The organism is Streptomyces sp. BA2 (assembly GCF_009769735.1).
Lineage (GTDB): Bacteria > Actinomycetota > Actinomycetes > Streptomycetales > Streptomycetaceae > Streptomyces.
The window spans coordinates 4,236,795-4,251,621 of record NZ_WSRO01000002.1 but is presented as its reverse complement, the minus strand read 5'-3'; the positions used below and the strand labels follow the sequence as shown (position 1 = coordinate 4,251,621).

Annotated in this window: 18 protein-coding genes; 8 read left to right on the top strand and 10 right to left on the bottom strand. The window is 68.4% G+C overall.

Annotated elements, in window-relative coordinates; translation table 11 throughout:
* Nucleotides 1–64: 64 nt before the first annotated feature.
* On the bottom strand, nt 65–1,462 hold the full coding sequence (locus E5671_RS47445) for an FG-GAP-like repeat-containing protein (RefSeq protein WP_160505621.1): 1,398 nt from the start codon (nt 1,460–1,462) through the stop codon (nt 65–67).
* A 172-nt stretch (nt 1,463–1,634) separates the two neighbouring features.
* A complete protein-coding gene (locus tag E5671_RS21685) occupies nt 1,635–2,213 on the bottom strand; it encodes a TetR/AcrR family transcriptional regulator (protein ID WP_160505620.1) in 579 nt (192 codons plus the stop codon).
* Nucleotides 2,214–2,310: 97 nt separating this feature from the next.
* Between E5671_RS21685 and E5671_RS21680 the strand changes: the two genes are divergently transcribed.
* Together E5671_RS21680 and E5671_RS21675 are read left to right on the top strand one after the other, a co-directional pair.
* Complete coding sequence (locus E5671_RS21680) at nt 2,311–2,757, top strand: DUF1772 domain-containing protein (RefSeq protein ID WP_160505619.1); 447 nt, start codon at nt 2,311–2,313, stop codon at nt 2,755–2,757.
* Nucleotides 2,758–2,831: 74 nt separating this feature from the next.
* A complete protein-coding gene (locus E5671_RS21675) occupies nt 2,832–3,257 on the top strand; it encodes a DUF4267 domain-containing protein (protein WP_160505618.1) in 426 nt (141 codons plus the stop codon).
* 17 nt (nt 3,258–3,274) lie between these two features.
* Here the strand turns inward: E5671_RS21675 and E5671_RS21670 are convergent, their stop codons facing one another.
* The 3 genes from E5671_RS21670 to E5671_RS21660 are packed head-to-tail and all read right to left on the bottom strand — an operon-like array spanning nt 3,275 to nt 4,692.
* Entirely contained in the window at nt 3,275–3,496 is a 222-nt protein-coding gene (locus E5671_RS21670; protein WP_160505617.1) for a DUF397 domain-containing protein, read from the bottom strand.
* A gap of 54 nt (nt 3,497–3,550) precedes the next feature.
* Nucleotides 3,551–3,829 (bottom strand): DUF397 domain-containing protein, encoded by a 279-nt coding sequence (locus E5671_RS21665; RefSeq protein WP_160505616.1) that lies wholly within the window; start codon nt 3,827–3,829, stop codon nt 3,551–3,553.
* The gene (locus tag E5671_RS21660) at nt 3,826–4,692 is read right to left on the bottom strand and encodes a helix-turn-helix domain-containing protein (protein ID WP_160505615.1); all 867 of its coding nucleotides are present in this window, start codon (nt 4,690–4,692) and stop codon (nt 3,826–3,828) included. The genes E5671_RS21665 and E5671_RS21660 overlap by 4 nt, the downstream gene beginning before the upstream one ends.
* Nucleotides 4,693–4,853: 161 nt before the next feature.
* Between E5671_RS21660 and E5671_RS21655 the strand changes: the two genes are divergently transcribed.
* The 5 genes from E5671_RS21655 to E5671_RS21635 all read left to right on the top strand — a co-directional run bounded on the left by E5671_RS21655 (nt 4,854) and on the right by E5671_RS21635 (nt 8,414).
* On the top strand, nt 4,854–5,291 hold the full coding sequence (locus E5671_RS21655) for an ATP-binding protein (RefSeq protein WP_160505614.1): 438 nt from the start codon (nt 4,854–4,856) through the stop codon (nt 5,289–5,291).
* 255 nt (nt 5,292–5,546) lie between these two features.
* Nucleotides 5,547–6,344: a helix-turn-helix domain-containing protein gene (locus E5671_RS21650; RefSeq protein WP_160505613.1), complete on the top strand. Its 798-nt coding sequence runs from the start codon at nt 5,547–5,549 to the stop codon at nt 6,342–6,344.
* Nucleotides 6,345–6,387: 43 nt separating this feature from the next.
* Entirely contained in the window at nt 6,388–6,657 is a 270-nt protein-coding gene (locus tag E5671_RS21645) for a CopG family transcriptional regulator (protein WP_160505612.1), read from the top strand.
* Entirely contained in the window at nt 6,654–7,091 is a 438-nt protein-coding gene (locus E5671_RS21640; protein ID WP_160505611.1) for a type II toxin-antitoxin system VapC family toxin, read from the top strand. Before E5671_RS21645 ends, E5671_RS21640 begins: the two co-directional genes overlap by 4 nt.
* A gap of 204 nt (nt 7,092–7,295) precedes the next feature.
* Nucleotides 7,296–8,414 (top strand): ADP-ribosylglycohydrolase family protein, encoded by a 1,119-nt coding sequence (locus tag E5671_RS21635; RefSeq protein ID WP_160505610.1) that lies wholly within the window; start codon nt 7,296–7,298, stop codon nt 8,412–8,414.
* Between the two features lie 98 nt (nt 8,415–8,512).
* Here E5671_RS21635 and E5671_RS21630 read toward each other — a convergent pair whose 3' ends face one another.
* Together E5671_RS21630 and E5671_RS21625 are read right to left on the bottom strand one after the other, a co-directional pair.
* Nucleotides 8,513–10,084 (bottom strand): sodium:solute symporter family protein, encoded by a 1,572-nt coding sequence (locus E5671_RS21630; RefSeq protein WP_160505609.1) that lies wholly within the window; start codon nt 10,082–10,084, stop codon nt 8,513–8,515.
* Between the two features lie 300 nt (nt 10,085–10,384).
* Nucleotides 10,385–11,173, bottom strand: a complete 789-nt coding sequence (locus E5671_RS21625; RefSeq protein ID WP_160505608.1) for an SDR family oxidoreductase — start codon at nt 11,171–11,173, stop codon at nt 10,385–10,387.
* Between the two features lie 90 nt (nt 11,174–11,263).
* On the opposite strand from E5671_RS21625, the gene E5671_RS21620 reads away from it, so the two are divergent.
* The gene (locus tag E5671_RS21620) at nt 11,264–12,139 is read left to right on the top strand and encodes a hypothetical protein (protein ID WP_160505607.1); all 876 of its coding nucleotides are present in this window, start codon (nt 11,264–11,266) and stop codon (nt 12,137–12,139) included.
* An 81-nt stretch (nt 12,140–12,220) separates the two neighbouring features.
* On the opposite strand, the gene E5671_RS21615 is transcribed toward E5671_RS21620, so the two are convergent.
* The 3 genes from E5671_RS21615 to E5671_RS21605 form a co-directional block, all read right to left on the bottom strand.
* Complete coding sequence (locus tag E5671_RS21615; protein WP_160505606.1) at nt 12,221–12,418, bottom strand: DUF397 domain-containing protein; 198 nt, start codon at nt 12,416–12,418, stop codon at nt 12,221–12,223.
* Nucleotides 12,419–12,645: 227 nt separating this feature from the next.
* Nucleotides 12,646–13,503, bottom strand: coding sequence for a Scr1 family TA system antitoxin-like transcriptional regulator (locus E5671_RS21610; protein WP_160505605.1), 858 nt, complete (start codon nt 13,501–13,503; stop codon nt 12,646–12,648).
* 385 nt (nt 13,504–13,888) lie between these two features.
* Nucleotides 13,889–14,671, bottom strand: coding sequence for a GOLPH3/VPS74 family protein (locus E5671_RS21605; protein WP_160505604.1), 783 nt, complete (start codon nt 14,669–14,671; stop codon nt 13,889–13,891).
* Between the last annotated feature and the right edge of the window lie 156 nt (nt 14,672–14,827).

Here is a 14,827-nt window from a genome sequence, read left to right as displayed (position 1 = left end):
GGAAAGGCCAGTCCGGCGGGGTGGGGTCAGCCCCTCCGGGGCGAGGTCAGGCTCGGGGGCGAGGTCAGGAGAGCTCGCCGCCGAAGCGGGCGCCCGCCTCCGGGGTGCCGAGCGAGGACGGGCTGAACGACGTGATGCCGGTCGTGGTGAGGCCCGACGTGGCGCCGCGGAACAGCCAGGCGGCGCCCGAGTCCTTGGTCGTCCCGTCCTCCAGCGGGGTGCCCACGGTCAGGTCGGCACGGCCGTCCTTGTTCACGTCGGCGAGCTTGACCTCGGTGCCGAAGTTGTCGCCCGACTCCGAGACGCCGGGGACGGCCGCGGTGGACTGGTTGAAGGCCTGGGCGCCGGTGCCGGTCAGGCCGTTCGCGCCGCCCTTGAGGAGGACGACGGCGCCGGTGTCCCCGGCGGAGTCGACGTCCTCGCCGGGCAGGCCGACCGCGATGTCCGGGTAGCCGTCACCGGTGACGTCACCGGCGGAGATCGAGTAGCCGAACTGGTCGCCCCGGTCGTTCAGGTCGGGGTCGCCCTGCTCGCCCACGCCGGGTACGCCCGCGGTGTCCTGGGTGATCTTCGCGGTGCGGGTGGAGAAGCCGGACGCGGAGCCGTAGACGACCCGGACGGCGCCCGCGTCGTAGACCTGCATCTCGGAGACCTCGTCGACCTCGCGGGCCACGAGGTCGCCGTACCCGTCCTTGTCCACGTCGGCGATGACGCCGTTCGTCGTGAACTTGTTCGTCGGCGTCGACGTCTTGGAGAGGCCGTCCTTGGTGCCCTTCCACAGGCGCGAGGAGTGCTGCATCTCCTCCATGGCGTGGCCGGTGACGAGGTCGTCGGCGCCGTCGCCGGTCACGTCGCCCACCATGAGGTCCTGGGGGCCGTCGTCGCCGTTCTCGACGGAGGAGGTGGAGGCGGGCTTCCCGTCGCGGGTGAAGGGGCCGTAGCGCACCTCCATGGTGAACAAGGAGTTGGCGACGAGGTCGGTCTTGCCGTCGCCGTTGAAGTCGCCTGCCTTCAGCTGCACGTTCTCGCCCGGCAGCGCGCTGCCCTGGGTCAGGCCGTTCGCGGAGCCCCAGATCACGGCGTCGGTGCTGCCGTTGTTCACGGTGAGGTCGGTGTATCCGTCGCCGTCGAGGTCGGCCGCCTCGGTGCTCGCACCGAAGCCGCCGCCCTCCTCGGGGTCGCCGGGTATGCCTGCGGTGGTGCGGTTGATCTGCTTGGCGTGCGCGGTGTCGGCGCCCGAGGGCGATCCGTACACGATGGACACGTAGCCCGCGCCGGCCTTGCCGTTCACGGCGCCGTGGTACGCGGAGACGGCGAGGTCTGCGTATCCGTCATGGTTGAAGTCGGTCACGGGCTTGCTCGCCGCGGCGGGCGCGGCGGCGGCGGAACCCGCGGTGGCCACGACGGCGAACGGGGTCGCGAGCGCGGTCACCGCGACGGCGGCTATGAGTGAGCGTCGCACTGGTCCTCCTGTGGGGAAACTTCTGTGACACCAGAGGAGACAGGCGCCTGAGGCAAGTGGTTGTACACCGCAGGTTCATCGTTACGACGCCCGGACATTTCCGTTACAGAACCTGCCGTTTCCCTCGCTCAACTCCAGGCCCACGCACAGCAGTTCAGGCCGTGGCGAGAGTTCAGACCATGGCGAGCCGGTCCACCAGCAGCTCCACCCTTGGCTCGATGTACTCCGGCGGCAGCCGTCCGGCCCGGGTCAGGGTCGCAAGGCCGTGCAGGGACGCCCAGAACGTCTCGGTGAACAGCCCCGGGTCGACGCCGTCCCCGGCGACCTCGCCCAAGCTCTCCAGCAGCGCGGCGAAGGCGTCCTTCAGCGGCTCCGGGGTGTCCTCGTGCGCGAAGGCCAGGCCGCCGTCGAGCTGGAACAAGGCGTCGTAGACCGCTGGGTTGCGGGCGGCGAAGTCGAGGTAGGCGCGGGCGAGGGCGGCGACGCGCTCGCGGGGGCTGTTCGCGGCGGCTGCCGCGGCCCGCACCGCCACGGCCATCTCCGTGGCGCCTTCGAGGGCGACGGCGCCGATGATCTCGCGTTTGCCGCGGAAGTGGCTGTAGAGGACGGGCTGGCTGTACTCGATGCGCTCGGCGAGCCGACGGGTGGTGACCGCGTCCCAGCCCTGCTGCTCGGCGAGTTCGCGGGCGGTCGCCACGATGAGGCGCTCGCGCTCCGCCCGTTCGCGCTGCTTGCGTTCCTGTACCGACATGACTGAATTCTAGCACTGCTAGACAATCGAGCGGCAGCAGCGCTAGCGTTGCCTCATCACCTAGCAACGCTAGATTCTGGATTCCAAGGGGATCATCATGCTCGACGCACTTGAGGTCATCACCACCGTCACCGTCGGCGTGATGGTGGGGGTGGAGTTCTCCGTCGCCTTCGTCATCAACCGGATCCTCGACGCGCTCCCCGAGGACAGCGGCCAACTCGGCCGCGCCCACGGGGGCAGGATGCTCGGCGCCGTGATGCCGGTCTGGTACATCACCTCGCTCGCCCTCGTCGCGGTCTGGGCCATCGCCAGATGGGACCACCACGGCACCGGCCTCGTCGTCACCGCCGGCGCGCTGCTGATCCTCAGCGTGATCATGTCGATCCTGCTGCTCGTCCCGATCAACAACCGCAGCAAGAAGTGGACGCCTGAGAACCGGCCCGCCGACTGGAAGCAGCAGATGAACCGCTGGGACCGCTTCCACTACGTCCGCGTCGCCGTCATCATCGCCGCCTTCGCCCTGCTGGTCGCCGCCCTCACCTGAGCCCGCGGGTTCACCCGCCCCCTCGAACTCGAAGCTCACCAAGCTGCTGACGAAGACTCGCAAGGAGAAGAACAATGCCTCTGAAGAAGATCAACACCGTCCTGGCCGCCGCCTTCATCCTCTTCATCCTCTGGTTCGGGACGGAGTTCATCCTGAGCCCGGAGACGACGGCGCCGGGCTTCGGCCTGCCGAACTGGCCGTCCGGCGACGGCGGCGGCTTCCTGATCATCAAGGGAATCCGCGACGTCGTCCTGGCCCTGGTCCTGGCCATCCTGCTGGTGACGGGCCACCGCCGGGCGCTGGGCTGGGCGCTGCTGGTGGAGGCCTTCGCCGCGTACGGCGACATGACCACCGTGCTGGCCCACCACGGCTCCGTGGCCACCGCGCTCGGCATCCACGGCCTGACCGCGACACTGATGGTGGTCAACGGCCTGCTGATAATGCGCGAAACCCGCAAGCCCGCGGCCGCTCCGGCAGCGCCCACCCCGCAGCCCGCCTGAAGCCCCCCGGGGCCGTTTCAGGCGAGGGGCGTGGATGTGGTCGCGTAGGCGAGGAATTCGGCCCAGGTGCTGTTCGCGAAGGCGAGTTGGGGGCCGCGGGTGTTCTTGGAGTCGCGTACGTGGATGGTGCGGGGGGTGGGGGCGATTTCGACGCAGTCGGAGCCGGGCTCGTTGCTGCTGTAGCTGCTCTTGGACCACTCCAGCTCGGAACTGTCCCGGGTAGGGGGCTTGAGGCTCATGTCTCTCCCAGCATTTCCTCGATGAAGGCCCGCGCCGACTGCCCCGGGGCCGTTTCAGGCGGGGTGCGCGGATGCGGTCGCGTAGGTGAGGAATTCGGCCCAGGTGCTGTTTGCGAAGGCGAGTTGGGGGCCGCGGGTGTTCTTGGAGTCGCGTACGTGGATGGTGCGGGGGGTGGGGGCGATTTCGACGCAGTCGTTGGGCGCACTGCTGTCGCTGTAGCTGCTCTTCCGCCAGGCCACCTCTACGCAGGAGTCAGCCTCACTGCTGCTGCTGTAGCTGCTCTTGAACCACTCCAGCTGGGCATCGTCTCCGGCAGAGGGCTTGCGGGTCATGTCTCTCCCAGCACTTGCTCGATGACGGCCAGGGACTCCCATGGCGTGAGAGCCTGCGCCCGGATCATTCCATACCTCATCTCAAGGATCCGGAGCTCTTTCGGATCAGTGACGAGGCGGCTTGCGAACGCACCTTCGGAGTGTCCCATCGCTGTGCCGTCCTTGAACCTCAGCACCTGGATCTCACCGTCCATTCCCGCATGCTCCGCACGGTCGGTCGGCATGACCTGGATCGCCACGTTCCGCAACTCCCCGACTTCCAGGAGCCGTTCGAGCTGACGGCGAAGCACCGATCTCCCTCCGATCGGACGACGGAGCGTCACCTCTTCCTGCACGAAGCTGAGCGCCGGGGCGGGTGCCCGCTCGAAGACGGAGCCTCGGGCCATGCGTGCGGCAACCGCCTGCTCGACCTGCTCCTCTGAGTACGAGGGCTGGCGCATCTCGAACAGCGACCGTGCGTACTCCTCCGTCTGCAGCAGTCCGTCCAGGTTGTGGTTGCGATACGCCTCCAGCTCGACTGCCTGCGCCTCCAGCCGCGCCAAGTCCCGGACCTTCTTCGGGTAGCGCGCCTCCGCCACAGCCTCGGCCATCGCGGCCAGCTTGCCGCCTGCGCCCAGGACTTCGTCCGCCTTGATCAGGAATTCTGGCCGGGGGATGCGCTTCCCGGACTCCACCTTGTAGATGAGGCCCTCGCCGTACCCGATCGCTCTGCCGAATTCAGCGGCCCGCAGCCCTGCCTCTTCACGCCAGAGTCTGATCTGGCGGCCGACCGCGACGATCATCCCTGACTCGTCGCCTGGGAAGACATCCCAGCCCGGCTCGTCCGCCTCGTGCTCTGCGCGTTCGTTGTCGCCGTCCGCCATCACCAGCGCCCACCTCCGACGTGCTGTCCGTCCCCAACGCCCCCTATGCCCAACACGTCACGCGAGACAGCCTGTACAGAGCTGGACAACGCCGAGACAGTCACCGTACGCACGGGCGTGATCACTGTTCAGCGTACGCAGCCGCGACCACGCTGAGTGACATGAACCCAGAAGTCACCCAAACCAGCACCCTCACCCACCAGTTCACCGTCCTGCTCTCCGCAACGCGAAGAGACGCCCGCCTGGCGAGGCTGCTCACGGAGCGTCAGCTCGGCGACTGGCAGCGCCCGTCCGAGGCGGCGGAGAGCGTCGCCGCCGAGCTCGCGGCGAACGCGGTCCTGCACGGCCAAGTCCCGGGCCGGGGCTTCCGGATGACCCTCACGCTGGACGCGACCCGCACGCTACGTATCGAGGTGACCGATCCTCGGGGTGACCGGCTCCCACGTACCCCGGATCCGGCCGGGGGCTACGCGGAGTCGGGGCGAGGTCTGATCCTCGTGGCGGCGTACGCGGACCGCTGGGGCGTGGACGAAGGCCCCGCCCCCTGCAAAACCGTCTGGGCGGAGCTCGCGCTGCTACCGGATCGTGGCGCGACGTGACCCGGTCAGGCCCGACGCCAAAGACAAAGAACCAGGTAAAGGGCTTGGGGAAACCCCACCCCGCCCCGCCCGTATCGCGCCGTCACCCACAAGAGTGGTCATCGCCAACTCAACTGGCGCTCAGGGGATTTCGTGGTGCAACGTCAGCCGCGACAGAACGCAAGAACGCAAGACAACCGAACATGAGACGGCCCCCGCCGGGACTGCAATCCCGAACGAGGGCCTGACCACCGAGGAAGAATGAGGCTCTTCCCCATGGCTCAACAGCAGCCTAGCGCGCCCCTGCGCGCCCGCACCGGCCGTACGCGGACCGGACTTGACCACGTGGTGGAACACCACAGCGAACAGTTCACCGTGGTCGGAAACCACCTCGCTCAGCACTCCGAGTTGTCCCTGACGGCGATCGGTCTCGCGACGCACCTCCAGTCGCTTCCCGCCGGCGCGCCGGTCGGCATCAAGGCTCTGGCCGCGAAGTTCCCCGAAGGGGAGACGCGCATCGCCTCCGCCCTGCGGGAGTTGGAGGCGCACGGGTACTTGTCCCGCACCAAGGAGCGGCTTCCCTCGGGCCGGATCATGACGCGTACGACGTCGTACAACAGGCCCCGCCCCGAGCAGCGCGAGCAACCCCAGCAGCCCCAGCAGCCCGAACCCACGCGCCCGCTCCCCGAGCCGAAGAAGCCGGTCGACCTCGAAAGGCACCGCGCCGCGGCGGAACTGCTGTCCGGCCTACGCACCCTCGCCCCGCGGCTGCTGCTCACCGAGCGCGACGTACGCCGCCTCGTACCGGCTGCCGCCGCATGGCTGGAGCGCGGCGTGGCCGCAGCGGACGTACAGCTGACACTGGCGTCCGGGCTGCCCCCGGAACCCCTGCGCCACCCCGCGGCCTTCCTCGCCCACCGCCTCACAGCCCTGCTGCCCCCAGCCGCCCTCACCGCACCGAAGGCGCCCCGCCCCGACCCGCTACAGACCTGTGAAGCCTGCGACCGCGCCTTCCGGTCTCCGGAGCCAGGGCAATGCCGGGACTGTCGTACTTACGGCGTGGCAGCGGCGTAGGGCAGGTGGGCAGTTGTGGTACATGACCTGTACCATGGATCTCATGGCACTGAAGCGGACCAACGTCTACGCCGATGACGAAGACCTCGCGATGATCAAAGAGGCTGCCGCACGCATGGGAGTCTCGGAGGCCGAAATAATCCGCGAGGGCATTCACCGCATCGCCTTGGCAACCCGCATCTGGGACGAGCCGTTCGTCACCGATGAGGAGACGTTCGATCTCGGTGGGCCTGTCACGGATGACGACATCCGTACGGCCGTGACCGGAGCGCATGAGGCGCGAGAGCGCCGCAACCGGGGGCACGCGGCTTGATCGCCATCGCTGACACCTCCGGGTTGCTCACGCTCTACAACCGTTCCGACCCGGATCACGAAGCGGTCCGCAAGGCCGCAGACCAGTGCGCTCTTCTCGTCGCCACCCCTCTTGCCCTGACCGAGGTCCACCAAGTGGCTGCCAGCCGCGCTGGGCGTGCCGCAGCCGACGGCATCCTTCGCTCGCTCATCGCGCGCGCACGCCAGATGCGGCTGGTCCTGGCTCCTCCCACTCCGGATCACCTCGACGTGGCGCTGTCCGTACGGGTCCGGTACGACTCCCTCGGCCTCGACCTCGTGGACGCCGTGAACGTCGCCCTGGCCGCCGAGTACGACACCGATGCCGTACTGACCCGGGACATCCGAGACTTTCGGGCCGTCCGCCCTCTCGGGGGCCGGTACACCCATTTCCGGATCTTGCCGGACGACCTCTGATTCCGATCGTTCCGTGGTCCCGCCATGGACGTTTCGCGGACCTCCGGAGATCCATGAAAAGCCCCTGTGAAGTCCGGTCAAAAGTGATCTCAGGGGCGACTCTTCAGATATCCCGCCGCCCCAGAACCGACCGTTCCCGTTCGATTACAGTGCTGCGCAGAACGCGCGCGGAGGGTGCGCGGGGGGAGCAGGGGAGGAGGTGCCGTGAGCACCGCAGCAGCCACCGGAGTCTGGGGGCGCGCCGAGCAGCAGGACTTTCGCAGCCGGGTGCGCGGCACTCTCCTCGGAGCCGCCGTCGGCGATGCGCTGGGCGCGCCCGTCGACGCGCTGAGCCTCGATGGGATACGTGAGGCTCACGGCGCGGAAGGGCTCACCGAACCCGCCCCCGCGCACGGCAGGCGCGGAGCCGTCACCGCCGCCACGCAGCTCACCCTCTTCACCGTCGACGGACTCATACGGGCCCAGGTGCGGCGCGACACCGGCGCCTGGCATCCGCCCACCGACCTGCACCGCGCCTACCGGCGGTGGGCCGCCACCCAGAGCGACTGGGGCCCCGACGAGCGGCGCAAGGAAGACGGCTGGCTGGCCCGCGAGGAATGGCTCTACTCGCGGCGGTCGCCCGCCCGCGCCTGCCTGGTCGGGCTCGGGGACGAGAACATGGGGACGCTCGAAGCCCCCAAGAACCCGGAGGAGCAGGGGGCCGAGGCCGCCACGCGGTCCGCTCCCTTCGGGCTCCTGGTCGGATGGGAGCCGCAGCTGGTGCTGCAGCTTGCCGTGGAATGCGCCGTACAGACGCACGGGCACCCCACCGCCTACCTCGCCGCCGGCGCGCACACCATCCTCGTGCACGGTCTCGCCCGCGGAGAGTCGTTGGACGGCGCCATTCAGCGGGCCCTCGCCCTGCTCGCCGCCCGGCCCGGTCATCAGCCCGTCACCGATGCGCTGAAGCACGCCCTGGGAGCCGTAAGGCAGGGGATGCCCACTCCCTCACGGGTGGAGGAACTGATGGGGGACGGGGGAGCGGAAGGTGCGCTCGCCGCCGCCGTCTACTGCGCTCTCGTGGGCGAAGACATCCGGCACGGGCTGCGGCTCGCCGTCAACCACGGGGGCGCGTCCGCTGCCGCGGGCAGCCTCTGCGGGGCACTGCTCGGCGCGCTGCACGGAGAGACCGCGCTGCCTCCGGGCTGGCTGACCGAGCTGGAGGGGCGCGCGACCATTCTTGAGCTTGCCGATGACTTCGCGATGGAGATGACGCAGGGGCCCGCGCTGCACGGGCCTGCCGTTTCGTCGCCGGGGTGGCTGGCGCGGTATCCGCGGGCGTGAGGGGCTTCTCAAAGACAGGACGGGCCAGAAGACATCCCTGCCCCGGGAGATCTTCCAGCCCGTCCGGCGTTTGAGGACGAACTCGGCGAAGCCGGTGACTACGGCAACCGACTCTGCGGGGCCACTACTTCGTCAGCCTCCCCTGCCGGGGGCGGAACCGCTGCTCCACCGGCGGAGTCATCCGTATTGATCCTCTCGATGATCGCGTCCCGCTCCGGAGTGTCCTCCGGCCTCAGCCAGCCGACCAGGATGTAGAGGATCAGCGAGACCGCGAGCGGGATCGAGACCTGGTACTCCAACGGCACTCCGCCCTCGACGCTCCAGTTGATCGGGTAGTTGACCAGCCAGAAGGCGAGCAGCCCCATCGACCAGCTGGTCAGCGCCGCGGTTGGCCCCGACTTGCGGAACGTCCGCAGCAGACCCAGCATCATCGGGATCGCGATCGGACCCATCAGGCCCGCCACCCACTTGATGACGACCGTGATGATGTCCTTGAACGCGGGGGAGTTGACCTGCGTGGCCACCGCCATGGACAGGCCCAGGAAGACGACGGTCGTCAGACGTGCGGCGAGCAGGCCCGAGCGTTCGTTCCAGCGCCTGGCCTGCCGGGAGATCACCGGCGCCACATCCCGCGTGAACACCGCCGCGATCGCGTTCGCGTCCGAGGAGCACATGGCCATCGTGTGCGAGAAGAATCCGACGATGACCAGGCCCAACAGACCGTGCGGCAGGAGCTGTTCGGTCATCAGGGCGTACGAGTCCGAGCCGTCGGGCTTCTTCGCGTCGACCAGGAGCGGGGACATCCACATGGGGAAGAAGAGGACGACCGGCCACACCAGCCACAGGACCGCCGAGAGCCGTGCCGAGCGCGCGGCCTCGCGGGGGCTCGACGTGGCCATGTAGCGCTGGGCCTGGTTGAGCATGCCGCCGTTGTACTCGAAGAGCTTGATGAAGAGGAACGCGAGCAGGAAGACCGTTCCGTACGGCCCGACCAACGGCTGTCCGTGGCCCGCGAGTTCGGGCTCGTCCCAGACCCCGAAGAACCCGCCGTGCGGGCCCAGCTTGGAGACCACGGCCACGAACATCGCGATACCGGCAAGCAGTTGGATGATGAACTGGCCCAGCTCGGTGAGCGCGTCCGCCCACAGACCGCCGATCGTGCAGTAGATGGCGGTGATCACGCCGGTGATCAGGATGCCCTGGTTGATCGAGATGCCGGTGAAGACGGCGAGCAGCGTGGCGATGGCGGCCCACTTGGCGGCCACGTCCACGATCTTCAGGAGCATGCCGGACCAGGCGAGGGCCTGCTGGGTCTTCAGGTTGTAGCGGTTCTTGAGGTATTCGAGCGGCGAGGCCACATGCAGCCGGGAGCGCAGCCGGTTGATGCGGGGCGCGAAGAGCTTCGAGCCGATGGCGATGCCGAGCGCGATCGGGAACGACCAGGTGATGAAGGACGTGACGCCGTAGGTGTACGCGATGCCCGCGTACCCGGTGAACATCACCGCGCTGTAGCCGGACATGTGGTGCGAGATGCCGGACAGCCACCAGGGCATCTTGCCGCCCGCGGTGAAGAAGTCGCTGACGTTGTCCACGCGCTTGTGGGACCAGATGCCGATCGCGACCATGATGCCGAAGTAGCCGATGAGCACGGCCCAGTCGAGACTGTTCATGTGCCCCCTCCAGGGGTCCGCCTTGTGAACTGCGCAGAAATGCCGTGCACTTCGCCAGTTTCGTGACATACGGACGTGGGCGGCCTTGAAGTGCCCGCTCATCGTGGGTTCGGTCGTGCGCTGCCGACAACCGGCCGTGAGGTCAAGAGCGAGTAAAATCGTTCTGTTTGCTGACCTGCGTTCACATCTATGATCCTGAAGACGCATGAAAAACGGCTGTACGGGACGTGATCCCGTACAGCCGTGGGCCGTTCCGCGGCGCGACGCCTACCGCATCAGCGCGGTGCGACGCCGCGACGCCTACCGCATCAGCTCTCCCGCGTTCACCAGAAGCGACTGCCCCGTGATCGCCCGCGCCATGTCCGACGCCAGGAACACCGCCGCGTCCGCCACGTCCCCGTCCGTCGCGAGCTCCGGCAACGCCATGCGCGCCGCGAGGCGGTCCCGTACCTCCTCCTCCGGCACCCCTTCGGTGTGCGCGGTGAACTGGACGTACGCCTCGACCGGCGGGCCCCACATCCAGCCCGGCAGCACCGTGTTCACCCGGACCCGGTCAGGACCCACCTCGTGCGCGAGGGAGTACATCGCCGAGGTCAGCGCCCCCTTCGACGCCGCGTATGCCGCCTGCCGCACCTGCGAGGGCGCGGCCACCGCCGACTGCGTACCGATGAACACCACCGAGCCGCCCCGCTCCTTGAGCGCGGGCAGGCAGGCCCGCGTCATCCGCAGCGTGCCGAGCAGATTGACGTCGATGACCTGCTGCCAGGTGGCGAAGTCCGCGTCCTGTACGCCGCCGAAGTAGCTGTCCCAGGCGGCCACATGGACCACCGCGTCGATCCGGCCGAAGCGCTCGCGCGCCAGCCCCGCCAGTGCCTCGCACTGGCCCTCGTCGGTGATGTCGGTCGGGCGGTACGCCGTGTGCGCGCCCTTGGGATCGATCTCCCCGGCCGACTTGGCGAGGTTCGCCTCCGTGCGCGCCCCGAGCACGGCGTTGCCCCCGTCCCGTACGACTGCGGCCGCCACCTGGTGACCGAGGCCGGCTCCGACCCCCGAGACGACGACGGTCTTTCCTTCGAGGAGCGAGCGCATGGGGCGCCTCCCGGCTCTGGCAGTTTTGCTGACGGGGCGTCAGAGTATGGGCGTCCACCGGAGGAAGGAAGAGGGAGGAAGGGGAGAGGCATGAGCGACGACACCCGCGAGAGCGCCCGCGAGAACACGCGCGACGACACCCGCAGTGAGGTGTACGGGGAGCTGGCCGGCGTTGGGCCCTACGGTGTGCACCCGGGCCACGCCCTGATCACCATGGTCGAGCCGCACCCGGGCCACGAGTACGCGTACAACCGCTGGTACGAGGACGACCACTACTACGCCGGCGCGATGGCGATGCCCTGGATGTACGCGGGCCGCCGCTGGGTCGCTCCCCGAGAGCTCCAACTCCTGCGCATCCCCGAGAAGTCGGCGGTCGCCCAGCCCGTGACCGCGGGCTGCTATCTCTCCACGTACTGGGTCACCGAGGGCCGCTACGACGAGCACATGAAGTGGACCGTCGGCATCAACAAACGCCTCAACCGCGACGGCCGCGTCTACCAGGACCGCACGCACGTCTTCACGGCCTTCCAGGACCACGAGGCCACCGTCTACCGCGACGGGGCGGCCGGACCCCGCGACTTCCACGCGCTCGACCACCCTTACCAGGGCCTCGTACTCGAAGTCATCGACGCCGAATCGGGCGAGCAGCGGGCGGAGTTGCTGGAGTGGCTGCGCGCGAAGCAGCTGCCGCGTGCGCTGGCCGGGTCCCCGGCCGCCATGGTGACCATTTTCCGGCCGACTCCGCTGCCGGGGGACCGGATGACGTACGTGAAGCAGGTCGAGGGAGTCGACACCCGGCTGACGCTGCTGTGGTTCCTCCAGGCCGATCCGCGGGAGTGCTGGCAGGGGCACTTCGCCGGGCGGGCGGAGGCGGTGGCGGAGTCCGGTCTTGGGAGGGTGGAGCTGGTGGCGCCGTTCATTCCCACGGTGCCGGGGACGGATGCATACGTCGACCAGCTCCGATAAAAGGCCGAGCCCCCTCGGCCGGGACGGCGGGCCAGTCGAGAGGGCTCAATCGGTGCTGCTTATGCAATTGTTGATCTCTCGTTACTTCTCCCGGCCGACTTCGGAGACGAACGCGCGCCATGATGCGGAGGGAAAGGCGAGGACGGGGCCCTCGGTGACCTTCGAGTCCCGGACCGAAATTGCCGTTGAAATCGGGGACTTGACCTCGACACACGCGCCGTTTCCCGTGGAATACGAGGACTTGACCCACGTATTCGTAGCGCCCTGATGAATTGCCATGGTTACTCCGGTTTGCCCAGTTGTTGAGTTGCGGTCACCGCCAAGAGCGGCTGTGCCAGCAGATGTTGCTTGATGGCGTGAATGACGCTACTCGCCAACATCGCTGAGTGAAGGGAGCGTTCACTCGACCGGATGGCATATTCCAGTGGGGTCTTCCGCCTCGCCGAGGGGGAGGTGTACCGTGCGGCGCTCTTCCGCTCGGAGCGGTCGCATACGCGGTGAACGCCTTAGCGCGCGTACTCTTTCGCGATGTCTGCGATCAGTTGGCGTGATTGATCCACATTCAGGGCCTGTGCCCGAAGATGCTCGTACATCACGCTGTACTGCTGGACGTCGTTCGCCTTCTCCAGATAGAGATCGCTCGTGACGCCCTCGATGTAGACCACGCTGGAATCCGCGGCGTCCGGGAACTCGAGAATCGCGTACTGGCCATTGAGGCCGGGGTGCGCGCCCATCTCGAAGGGAATCACCTGGACGGTCACGTGCGGCAGTTGGGACTGCTCCACGAGGTGTTCCAGCTGGTCGCGCATCAGATGCCGGGAGCCGACCACGCGGCGCAGCGCGGACTCGTCGAGGACGGTCCACAGACGCAGCGGATTCTCCGGGGCGCTGATTCGTTCCTGCCGGCGCACGCGGACCTGGACGCGCTTCTCGATGTCCGTCGGCGTGGTCTCCGGCAGCGCGCCGGTGATGAGCGCCTCCGCGTACGGACGGGTCTGGAGCAGACCGGGCACGACCTGCGGGTCGTACACGCGCAGGGACGCGGCGTCCGTCTCCAGACCGATGTAGACGCTGTACGGGATGTCGCCGAAGGAGTGCCACCAGCCTTGCTGACGGGAGTCCTTGGCCATTTGCATGAGCGAGTCGACGATGCGGTGGTCCTCGACCTCGTAGACCCCGCAGAGATCGCGTACATCGCGCTGGCTGATCGAACGGCGGCCGTTCTCGAGGCGGCTGATCTTCGACTGCGAGACCAGCAGGCGCTCGGCGACCTCCTCGGCCGTCATGCCCTTGAGCTCGCGGAGCCTGCGGAGCTCCTGGCCCAACCGGCGTCGCCTGACGGTGGGATTGACATTGGACGCCACGGGACGTGCACCTCCGACTGCCTCTACTTTGCGTGTCTGCTGTTGAGCAGAGTGCCACCAACGCGTCGCGCACCGCTGGGAAACAGCCGATGTGAAGTGCGAACCACTTTGCATTGCAATGCGACGCGAAGACGGACGTGAGGACTGGTGTGAGGGGTGCGGCCCGGCCGCGCGGCGCCGCGATGTGCGGCCGCGCGGGGCGGAGGTACCGGTGTCGTCGTCCGGACGTTCCGGTGCCAGTGCCCCGCGCGGCCCAGCGGCTCCCGAACCGGGTCTGGGGGACTGCGGTGCGGCGTTGCTGTTGCCGGTATTGCGGTACTGCGTTGCCGGTGCTGCGGTACTGCGGTGAGTCCTTACTGGCCTGCCTGAACCTCTCTGACCTGGCTCAATGGGCCACGGCACGTGCCATGGATCCGCGGCGTGGCTGCATCGGAACCCCGCCGGGTTCCGGCGCGGTCCTGGCCGGCTGTCGGCCACCGCCTGGTCCGCCTGGTCCACCTGGTCCACCCGGTCCCGCTGGGGCCGGGCTGCGGCGTGGCTGAGCGGCCACACCGTTCTGGACGTCCATCACGGCGTGCGCCACGAGGCCGCCCATCGGGTCGTGCCTGATCAGGTCCCGGAGACGGGAGCGCGATGAACGCCCTTCGTTGCCGGGGTAGAGGTGCTTGCCGAGTCCCACTGCGTGAGCGAGCGCGGCGAGCGCCGCGGTCCGCGGGTCCGGCGGTACGCCGGTGCGGATCGCACTGTCCAGTCGGGACCTGATGTCCCGGCTGATTGCCGTGTCCGTCGCTTGGTAGCGAGTCGTCGGCAGCACTCCGCACATCTGGCCCGACACGGCATGCACCATGCCGCACCGCTCCAGGTGCGCGAGGTAGATCTGGCGCAGCCCCAGTCGGGGCCCGCCAATCCAGTGGACCGCCCGAACCGGGCTGCCGCGCCTGCGCAGCAGTTCCAGTGCGGAGTCCAGAGTCGGATCTCCGGTCGGCCGTGGCATCACCACGGCGATACGATCCCCGTCTGGGGCTATCCGTCCGGCCAGCGCCAGCTCCACTAGCTGTGCTCCGGCCAGACCGAGGTCGAGCGACTGCGGCTGCGCTGTGGTACCCGTGGCCGGGTCCAAAGCGAGCAGCAGAAGCTCCTCCGGAATTGTTCTGCGGCTCCTGCCCATCCATGCCTCCCCGCGTGGATGAATGACAGGGTGACCCCTCTCACATTGGTCTGTCGAGAGTGCGTGACCGGTAAGTACGGGAACCAGTAGGTATGTCGTTCTCGTCTACCACGGGGGTTAAGCCCTCACACAGGACACTGGTACATGGTTCGGACA